6 protein-coding genes are annotated in these 9,790 nt (G+C 62.1%); all 6 read left to right on the plus strand.

Features of this window, described 5'->3' with window-relative positions:
- Window positions 1-2,171: Ig-like domain-containing protein (locus tag HUJ17_RS01635; RefSeq protein ID WP_290509067.1), on the plus strand; the 2,171-nt coding region annotated here is incomplete at its 5' end.
- Window positions 2,172-2,514: 343 nt separating this feature from the next.
- Window positions 2,515-3,873, plus strand: a complete 1,359-nt coding sequence (locus HUJ17_RS01640; RefSeq protein ID WP_062815338.1) for an outer membrane protein transport protein — start codon at window positions 2,515-2,517, stop codon at window positions 3,871-3,873.
- 14 nt (window positions 3,874-3,887) lie between these two features.
- Window positions 3,888-6,839, plus strand: a complete 2,952-nt coding sequence (locus HUJ17_RS01645) for an Ig-like domain-containing protein (RefSeq protein WP_231866179.1) — start codon at window positions 3,888-3,890, stop codon at window positions 6,837-6,839.
- A gap of 210 nt (window positions 6,840-7,049) precedes the next feature.
- Window positions 7,050-8,129, plus strand: a complete 1,080-nt coding sequence (gene gcvT, locus HUJ17_RS01650; protein WP_035246099.1) for a glycine cleavage system aminomethyltransferase GcvT — start codon at window positions 7,050-7,052, stop codon at window positions 8,127-8,129.
- A gap of 184 nt (window positions 8,130-8,313) precedes the next feature.
- On the plus strand, window positions 8,314-8,700 hold the full coding sequence (gene gcvH, locus HUJ17_RS01655; RefSeq protein WP_290509068.1) for a glycine cleavage system protein GcvH: 387 nt from the start codon (window positions 8,314-8,316) through the stop codon (window positions 8,698-8,700).
- A 147-nt stretch (window positions 8,701-8,847) separates the two neighbouring features.
- On the plus strand, window positions 8,848-9,790 hold a 943-nt coding region (gcvPA, locus tag HUJ17_RS01660; RefSeq protein WP_290509069.1), incomplete at its 3' end, for an aminomethyl-transferring glycine dehydrogenase subunit GcvPA.

The following is a 9,790-nucleotide window of genomic DNA, read 5'->3' on the forward strand; positions in this document are numbered from 1 at the left end:
TGGGCTTTGATTCCGGGGAAGTGACGGTACAGATCATTTCCGATGCTACCGGTTATCTGTTCCCCAACCCCAATGCGGAAAGCGACGATGCACCCAAGCAGCTGCGGTTGATGATGGATGTGGCGACCTCCACCTCCGACGCCCGCGCCAATGGGGCCTTTACGCAGAACCTGATGCATCTGGAACTGGTGGGCACCGGCCTGATTGAAGACGGCCAGCTCAACACCGATGCCATCACTGTGGTGGAGCCGCGGGTACTGGGCGTGGAAAACAGCTACGGCGTTCTCAGCTTCCGCATGGAGTCCTATCTGGATCAGGAAAATGCACCGGTCCAGCCGATTGATTCCGTGAATCCCATCGTTCCCGTTCTGAATGGGGATAACGGTCCGGAATTGTCCTGGCAGCCGGGCAATGTGGCAGATCGCATGGAACCGGGGGAGCCCATTGTCATTCACTTCAGCGAAGCGCTGGAGCCGCAAAGCATTGATGCGGGCACCACATTGATGCTCACCAAAGGTGGTGTTGCCGAGCCGTTCAGCTGGGAACTCAGCGGGAATGCGCTGGTGATTACCCCTGACAGCCCGGTGGAGTACGGGGTCGAATATGTGGTGACCACCACCCCGGAAATCACCGACTTGGCCGGCAACCCGCTGCAGATGCTGGATTCCCTGGAAGGGGATAATTCCCTGGATTTCACCCTGCCGGAATACGTGGTGGATGACGGTGGCGAGGATGTGCGTCGTGGGCCGTTTGCGTCCACCGTTTACCCGGGCTTCCCCTGTGCCAGCAGCACGGCCAGTCAGGCGGAAATTGACGCCGGTACCCAGGGCGTGTGTGTGTCTTCCAGCCCGGAAGCGGATCAGGTGGTGATTGACCAGCTGCCCATCGTGGGGTTGCCTGCGAATCGTCCGATCAAGGTGCGTTTCTCCCAGAACATGGACCCGAGCACCCTGGTCCTGGGCGATACCGTGATGGTGCAAGCGGACGACAACGGTTCCTGGGTTGATGTGGACGGTGAGCTCACCGTGGAAACCCGTGGCTTCACCTTTACCCCGAACCAGCCCTGGGACGAGACCGGTGCGACCCTCTACCGCTACGTGATGGCGGGTAACGGTGGCGGCACCGGCTGTGCCGGTATTTGCTCCGCTGATGGCCTGCCGCTGCAAACGGCTCCCCTGCTCGGTGGCGGACTGAAAGAGGGTGGCCCGGATATGGAAATTCTGTTCCGGGGTGAAGCCGCTGCGGACACCATCTTCCAGGAACTGGCCAACCTGCCCAGCGCGGATGTGAACAACAACTTCCAGATCGACAGCAACGAACCGGTTCTCACCGGCGACACCCTGGATCCGGCAGATACGCCTGCCAATGCCACCTTCATCGTGCCCCGTGGCACTGGTGGTGAAGGGCTGGTGGCCTATGCCAACACAGGCTGTGGTTTTGATAATCCGGCTGACGGCACGCCCACCCAGTGTGACAGCGACAAGATCATGTACGTGACCGGGTTGCTGAATACCGAGATCCTGGATTTCGATGCCGAGAATCAGGGTGTGCCGGTGGTGATCTACCCCACCACGGTGGCGCTCACCAATCTGGATGCCACGGCGGTAATCGGCCTGCGGTTGACCTCGGACGATGAAACAGGCGGCCTGCTTGGCGCGATTCCGGTGCTCGGTGATATTGCCCAGGACATCGTGGATGGTTTGCTGGGTGCCACTGGACTCGGGGATCTGATCGAAGCCGTGGGTCTGGATAACATCGGCCTGGCACCGATTCCCACCTCCACCGGCCCCAACATCATGCGCGTGCGTTACGAGCCGGAGGATCCCAATGATCCCAACAGCCCGCGCACGGTACCGCCGGTAGGCTTTATCGTGGATACACCGGATGGCCCGGTCTTCCGTATCCCGTTCGATCTGCTGTTCGATGCGCCGGCCCTGAGCCTGCCGCTGGGTCTTGAGCACAACGTGAAGAGCCTGCCCATCGACAATGTGCAGCTGGAAGGTCCGCTGGACTTCCTGCCCGATGGCCGCCTGTTCATCGCTCTGCAGAATCAGGAACCGCTGGATGTGGATCTGGAAATCACCCTGGCTGGCTTCGATGGCGGCAAGGTGCTGCTGCAGATTCCGCCGGGTGGCATCAACCTGAGCTACCAGAGTGCGTCCATTCAGTGATCGCTCTGCAAGCGTTCCTGGCAACGTGAAAAACGCCCCGGCTTGTCCGGGGCGTTTTTTTTGTAGTCCCTGAAGCCGATCCCTCGAGCCGTTGGTACCTTGCTGGCAAGGCGAAGTCGGACCCGGAGCGGCGCGGTACCGAACTTTCTGGGACATTCGTGCCTGACGCAACGCTACTTTTCACTGCCAATTGCATCACTTTTTCCAACAATTTTACGAATATGTGTCGCGAATGACGCGGATTACCGCTTTCTTCCTATGTGAATGACTGTGTACTCCTGACTAGGGTGTCATCCCCCTGTCGCCACCCCCGCGACACAGAAAAAGAAATCAGGAGTGCACAATGTCTGTTTCATTCAAGGGACGCGCTGCCGTCGTTGCCGGTGGTCTGCTGATGCAGTCTGTTGCCCTGGGCAGCATGGGTAACATCGGTACCACCTACGGCGTGTTGCCTTTCGATCTGGCCACCGCCCAGGCCCTGAGCCTGTTCAACAGCCAGACCTCAGCCACCTATTACAACCCGGCCTATCTGGCCAAGGATTCGCGCGGCGAACTCACCGCCGGTTTCATGCACGCGGACCATGAGCTGCGCGCCAACAGCCTGGGCGGCGCGGATGCGCCGGTACGGAACGGTGATGTGATTCAGGACTCTCCCTCCCAGCATGTGCTGATCGGCATGAAGACCGATCTCACCTCGCTGACCCAATACGATCATCCGCTCTATCTGGGCCTGATGCTGGGCGTGGAAAAATACGGTGAGGAAATGCTCGCCTTCGAATCCCAGACCTCCCAGCAAGGGCAGTACTTCGAGTATGGCCGTCAGCCCCTGTTTCTGAATCTGGGCGGCGCCACCCAGCTGTGGCGGGGGATCGACGTGGGTGCCACCGCCCGGATTACCCTGCATGCCGAAGCCGACCTGGCCGCCACCACGGACCTGGCCGGTAACACCCGCTACGAAAAACTGGAAGTGTCCGCCAAGCCCGCCATCCGGCCGATCTTCGGCATCAACATGGATTGGGGCGAGACCTTCTGCGCCGAAGGCGACGACTGTTGGTTCAATGGTCTGGAAACCGCGCTGGCCTATCGTGGCTATTCCAATACCAAGACGGAAGTGAACGCCAATGCGGTGATCCCCGGGGTAATTTCCAGCCCGGGCCTGATGCTGGCTATCAACACCCTGGATTCCTACCAGCCCAATATCCTCAGCGGCGGCATGCACTACCAGGCCGGTCGCTGGCGCACCGGCGTCAGTGTGGAATGGCAGGAGTGGTCCGCCCTGGAAGAGGAGTTCGAGCGCGACACCATCAAGGACCAGACCGTTAACGGTGACGTGGGCCAGCTTCGCTTCAAGGATGTGGTGATCCCGCGAGTAGGCACGGAATACCGCCTCAACGATACCTTTACCCTGCGGGGCGGGCTGGCGTTCAGCGAGTCGCCGCTGGATTCCGATGCCTCCGTGGACGTGAACTATCTGGATACCGACAAGTGGATTGTGGGCCTGGGCGCCTCCGCTGAATTCAAGGAGCCCTGGTTGCTGGCCTACCCGGTACGCCTGGATGTGGGCTACCAATACCAGAAGCTGGAAGCCCGGGAGTTCGATATCTATGACACCCAGTCCGCCGCCTTTCCGCAGCCCAGCGAACGGGTGGAAGCGGACGGTGACGTCCATGTCTTCAGTGGTTCCCTGACCCTGAAATTCTGAGTGCGGAGGCAAGCATGATGTTGCGCATATTTTCCCTGATTGCCGCCGCGTCCCTGTTGGCCGCCTGCGGCGGCGGTGGCAGTGAGCAAACGGTGGATTACAGTGCCCGCAAAAAAGGGCAGGTGTACTACAGCTATCCCGCAGACGCACAGACCGGCGTATCGGTCCATGCGCCGGTGGTGGTGCAGTTTTCCGAGCCGCCCGCCCTGGACGATCAGGATGTGAGCCTGATCGGGCCGGACGGTCCGGTGGATGTGGTGCTGTCCCGGGCTGACCAGGAGCGGTCCCTGGTGATTACCCCCCAGGCGCCGTTGGCGTTCAACAGTGACTACCGGCTGGAACTGGCAGGCATGACTCTGGCCGGCTTCAGTGACGGCGAGCTGGCTTTCACCACCGCCAGTGCCGGCAAGGGGCCGGCCAGCGAGCAGCAGCAGGCCCAGGCGTTTACGGTCACGCGGGTTGCGCCATCCGGTGATCAGGCGCAACCGCTGATGGATTTTTCCACCCTGCACCTGCAGTTTAGTCAGCCGCTGGATGCGGCCACCGTGGATTACGGCACCACCGTGAGACTGGAAGCGAGTGGTGGCGCCCTGGTTGAGGCCACGGCCCTGGCCGGCGGTAACCGTCTCAGCGTGGACCCGGCCGCCGACCTGCAACCGGGCCAGCCCTATACACTGGTGCTGGATGCGGCCCTGAGTAGCCGTTTTGGCACTGCCCTGAGCGGCGACACCGAGTTTGCGGTGAACCCGCAGGACTCCGAGCCCCGCGAAACCCTGGCCCTGGAAGCCATGGCGGCCGATCCGGTCAAAGGCTGCAACGAGGATGGTGTGACGCTGTCGCCGCTGTCCGGTGCGCCGATCAACTGTGTCCCGCTGATTGCCCGCCTGCTGGGTAACACCACGGTATCGAAACTGTCCGGTGATGTGTTTGCCGACCTGGCGTTTATCCCCAACTTTCCGGATGCCTCGCCGCTGCGAATTCGCAAGGGATCGCTGCTGTCCGGTGAGCCGCTGGAGGTATTGATCGGCGGCCAGCTGCCCGCCGGGTTTGATTCCGGCGAGGTGACCGTCAGCTTCCTGTCCGATGCCACCGGCTATCTGTTGCCGGCCCCTTACAGCGAACAGCCGGAAGCGCCACGCCGCATCATGCTGACTCTGGACCTGGCTTTTTCCACTGCCGACTCCCGCGCCAATGGCGCCTTTACCCAGAGTCTGGTGCAGGTGGAACTGGTGGGCCGCGCCATCGTGGAAGAAGGGCGCATGATCATCGACGCCCTGGGTGTGGTGGAGCCGGAAGTGCTCGGTATCGAAACCGCCTTTGGCGTGCTCAGCTTTCACATGGAGTCCTACCAGGATCAGGAAAACGCCCCCGAGCCCCCGGTGGATATCACCGGCCCCAGTCTGCAAAGCTGGCAACCCGGTGATTATGCCGACCGTTTCCGTCCCGGCGATCCGATCGTGCTCAACCTGAGCGAGACCCCGGACCAGGACAGCATTGAAGCCGGCGTCAGTGTGATGCTCACCGACCAGGGTGCGCCGGTGCCGTTCCAGTGGGCCCTGGATGGGGCCTCGCTGATTCTCACCCCGGAACAGCCATTGGCATTCGGCACCGAGTATCAGGTCACGCTCACCGACGGCGTGGAAGACCTGTACGGTAACCCGGCCACACCGGAAACCCTGCTGTTCAGCATGCCCGACTACAGCCCGGATGCGCCGCGAACCCCTTATGCCGCCACCGTGTACCCGGGTTTTGCCTGCGCGGTGAACCCGCCGAGCCGGGACCTGGGCAACGGTATCCAGGGTCAGTGCGCCAGCGCTTTCCAGAATCAGGCCGGCGATCTGTTGCCAGTGGTCGAGATGCCCGCCAACCGCCCCATTGAGGTCCAGTTTTCCCAGGATATGGATACCACCAGCATGGTGCTCGGTGAGGCCTGCGGGGAGGGCAGTGTCCGGGTGGAGAAGATTGATGCCGGCGGCAACTGTCTGGAAACGGTGCCGGCCTATCTGTCGCGCAATAGCCGCAGCCTGACGGTGATGCCCGCGCAGCCCTGGGAAGAGGGCGTCTTGTACCAGTACGTCCTCGGCTCCCACGCCAGCACCGGCTGCGGCCAGGGGGTGATCTGCTCATTGGCCGGTATGCCTTTGCAGACCGCCCAGTTGCTGGCCCCGGCCGCCAATGAGGGCGGTCCGGACATGGCCATCGCCTTCACCGGCGCCCCGGCCACGGGCAATGTGTTCCTGCCGCTGCGCAACCTGCCCAAGGCGGATGTGAATGCCAACTTCGAGTTGGACGCGGATGAACAGAAAGCGGTGGAAGACCCGCCGGGCAGCGGCGAGTACCCCACGCCCACCAATGCGGCCTCCCTGTTTGTCACCGACACTGGCGGCCTGGCCACCGGCGCCAACGTGGGCTGCCCACTGAACCAGAGCTGTCCCGAAGAAAAGTTCACCTACCTGAACGGTGGCATCAACGTGGATATCCTCGGCTGGAACGAGGACGAGCAGGCAGTGGAAGTGCTGCTCTACCCGCCGGTGCTGATGACCACCAACAGCAGTGTCTATGCGCAGATTCTCGGCCTGGTGGAGCCGGAAGTGCCCACTGAGCCGCTGGTGATGCGGGCCCGTTATGCGGATGACGGCAATGGTAATCGTACCGAACCGGTGCGCGGCTATATCCGTCACGACGGCAATTCACTGACCTTTGAGACCACCCTGGATCTATTCCTGGATGCCCCGGAAATGGAAGCGCCGCTGGGGCTGCCGCACAACCTGCACAGCCTGGAGCTCAACGATCTGCAGCTGAGAGGTCCGTTGACGTTCCTGCCCGACGGGCGCCTGGTGATTGGCCTGCTCAGCCTCAATGCCCAGAACATTGATGTCAGCATTGGCGGCGGCGCGGCCACCATCGACCTGCAGATTCCTGCTGGCGGTGTCAACCTGACCTACCAGAGCGGGTCCATCAAGTAACCGCCGTCCCCGCAGTCGAATGGCTGCTCCCACATTTCAGCCCGGTGCTGGACTGTGGGAGCGGTCGTCTGCTTGCCCTGCGGGTGCGGCCGCTTTTTCTCTCCGAATCAGATCAGACACCCGCCCAATCCGGCCCTGTCCATGCCGCCAGCCTATGCCCCTCGGCCTCGGGCCGATATAATTGCCGCTCATTTGAATGGTGGTGTTTATATGGGTCATCGCACAGCTCTGTACGACGCGCATCTGGCGGCCGGCGGCAAGATGGTCGATTTCGGCGGCTGGGACATGCCGATCAACTATGGTTCCCAGATCGAGGAGCACCATGCGGTGCGCCAGCACGCCGGCGTATTCGATGTCTCCCACATGACCGTGGTGGACATTGCCGGTGCCGGCGCGCGGGACTTCCTGCGCCACCTGCTGGCCAACGACGTGGATCGTGTCACTCCCGGCCGCGCGCTCTACAGCGGCATGCTCAACGACAGCGGCGGCGTCATCGATGACCTGATCGCCTACAAGCGGGACAATGACTACCGACTGGTGGTAAATTGCGCCACCCGTGAGACCGACCTGGACTGGATGGAAAAGCACGCCGGTGGTTTTGCCGTGGATATCCGCGAGCGTGCCGACCTGGCCATGCTCGCCATCCAGGGCCCGCAGGCCCGCAGCCTGGTGGCCGGTCTGCTCAGCGGAGCCCGGGCCGAAGCCGTGAATACCCTGAAAGTATTCGGCTTCGCCGAAGACGGTGACTGGATGATCGCCCGCACCGGCTACACCGGCGAAGATGGCGTGGAAATCATGTTGCCCGGCGCCGATGCGGTAAAATTATGGGAACAACTGCTGGATGCCGGTGTGGCCCCCATCGGCCTGGGCGCCCGCGATACCCTGCGTCTGGAAGCCGGCATGAATCTGTACGGCAACGACATGGACGAAAGCATCACCCCCTGGGAAGCGAACATGGGCTGGACCCTGGTGCTCAACGACCGGGACTTCGTCGGTCGCCAGCCGCTGCTCAACCAGCAACAGCATGGCCACGGAGAGCTCGTCGGCCTGGTGCTGGAAGGCAAGGGCGTACTGCGCGCCCACCAGCAAGTCTTGCTGCCCAATGGCGAGCAAGGCGAGATTACCAGCGGCACGTTTTCGCCGACGCTGGGCAAATCCATCGCCCTGGCCCGGCTGCCCGCTGGCGCCACCGGCAAGGTGGACGTGGAAATCCGCAACAAGCGCCAGCCCGCCCAGGTGGTCAAGCCACCGTTCGTGCGTAACGGCAAGGCAGTGTACAAAGAGCTGTAGCATTCGCGATGCAAGCATCGCTTCCCACCAGGTCTCAACGGGACCGGGGTTTGTGGGAAGTCATGCTTGCATGACGAAGACGTTGGCACCCAGGCATGGCTTCAACGACAAGCCTGCAGAACACACAAATTTCGGCGTCATGCGCGCAGCATGCCGCGTGAAGCGTTAACCCAAGGAGACAACAATGAGCGAGATTCCAGCCGAGCTGCGTTATGCCGCCAGCCACGAATGGGCCAAGAACGACGATGGCGTGGTAACCGTTGGCATCACCGAACACGCCCAGGACGCCATGGGCGACCTGGTCTATGTGGAGCTGCCTGAAGTGGGGCAGGTGGTTGCTGCCGGTGATGAAGCCGGCGTGGTGGAATCCGTGAAAGCCGCCTCCGACATCTATGCCCCGGTTTCCGGCGAAGTCATCGAGATCAACGAGTCTCTGGAAGACGAACCGGAACTGGTCAACAACGCTCCCTATGAAGGTGGCTGGCTGTTCAAGATCCAGATGAGCGAAGCCGGTGACCTGGACAACCTGCTCACCGCCGACCAGTACCAGGCGCAGATCGAAAGCGAATAACGCCAGCGATAACCCCAGTAGGAGCGGCGCTTGAGCCGCGAACGTGCTTGCGATGTCTTTCCTCGCACGGATTCGCGGCTCAAGCGCCGCTCCTACGGGGCTTCGTAGTGTCGTTTTAGCCAACACCCAACCTATCCAGGTACCCCAATGCCGTATATCCCCCATACCCCCGATGACGTGCGCGCCATGCTCGACGCCATCGGCGCCGACAGCATCGAAGACCTGTTCGATGAAATCCCTGCGCACCTGAAAGCCGCCGGCAAGCTCGACGCCCTGCCCGAAGGGCTGAGCGAAATGGACGTGACCCGGCTGATGAACGAGCGCGCGGCCATGGACGCCGGTGCGGTGAGTTTTATCGGTGCCGGTGCCTATCAGCACCACATCCCGGCGGCGGTATGGGAGATTGCCACCCGCGGTGAGTTCTACACCGCCTACACGCCCTATCAGGCGGAGGCGAGCCAGGGCACCCTGCAGGTGATCTACGAATTCCAGACCTTGATGACCCGGCTCACCGCCATGGACGTGAGCAACGCCTCCGTCTACGACGGCGCCTCCGGCCTGGCCGAAGCGGTGCTGATGAGCCTGCGCGCCAACCGCAAGAGCAAGTCCCGCAAGGTGCTGGTGCCGGCGGCCCTGAACCCGCGCTACACCAGCGCCACCCAGGCCATCGTGGAAAACCAGGATGTGGCCCTGGAAACCGTGCCGTTCTGTCAGGAAAAAGGGCAGACCCTGGTCGATGCTCTCAAGCCCCACGAAGGCGAAGATTTTGCGGCCCTGGTGATCAGCCAGCCCAACTACTTCGGCAGCCTGGAAGAAGTCGATGCCCTTACCGATTGGGCCCATGCCAACGGCATGCTGGTGATTGCGGTGGTGAACCCTACTGCCATGGCGTTGATCACGCCTCCCGGGGAGTGGGGCGCAGAGGGTGCCGATATCGTGGTTGGCGAAGGCCAGCCCCTGGGCGTGCCGCTGTCTTCCGGTGGTCCCTACTTCGGCTTCATGTGCTGCAAACAGAAACACGTGCGCCAGATGCCAGGCCGCATCATCGGCCGCACCGTGGACATGGAAGGCAAGCAGGGCTTTACCCTGA

It is taken from the genome of Alcanivorax sp., from assembly GCF_014762765.1.
In the GTDB taxonomy this organism is placed as follows: domain Bacteria; phylum Pseudomonadota; class Gammaproteobacteria; order Pseudomonadales; family Alcanivoracaceae; genus Alcanivorax.

Coding starts and splice junctions, on each gene's coding strand:
- gcvT (WP_035246099.1), top strand. CDS start 7,050: ATGGGTCATCGCACAGCTCTGTACGACGCGCATCTGGCGGCCGGCGGC.
- gcvH (WP_290509068.1), top strand. CDS start 8,314: ATGAGCGAGATTCCAGCCGAGCTGCGTTATGCCGCCAGCCACGAATGG.
- HUJ17_RS01640 (WP_062815338.1), top strand. CDS start 2,515: ATGTCTGTTTCATTCAAGGGACGCGCTGCCGTCGTTGCCGGTGGTCTG.
- HUJ17_RS01645 (WP_231866179.1), top strand. CDS start 3,888: ATGATGTTGCGCATATTTTCCCTGATTGCCGCCGCGTCCCTGTTGGCC.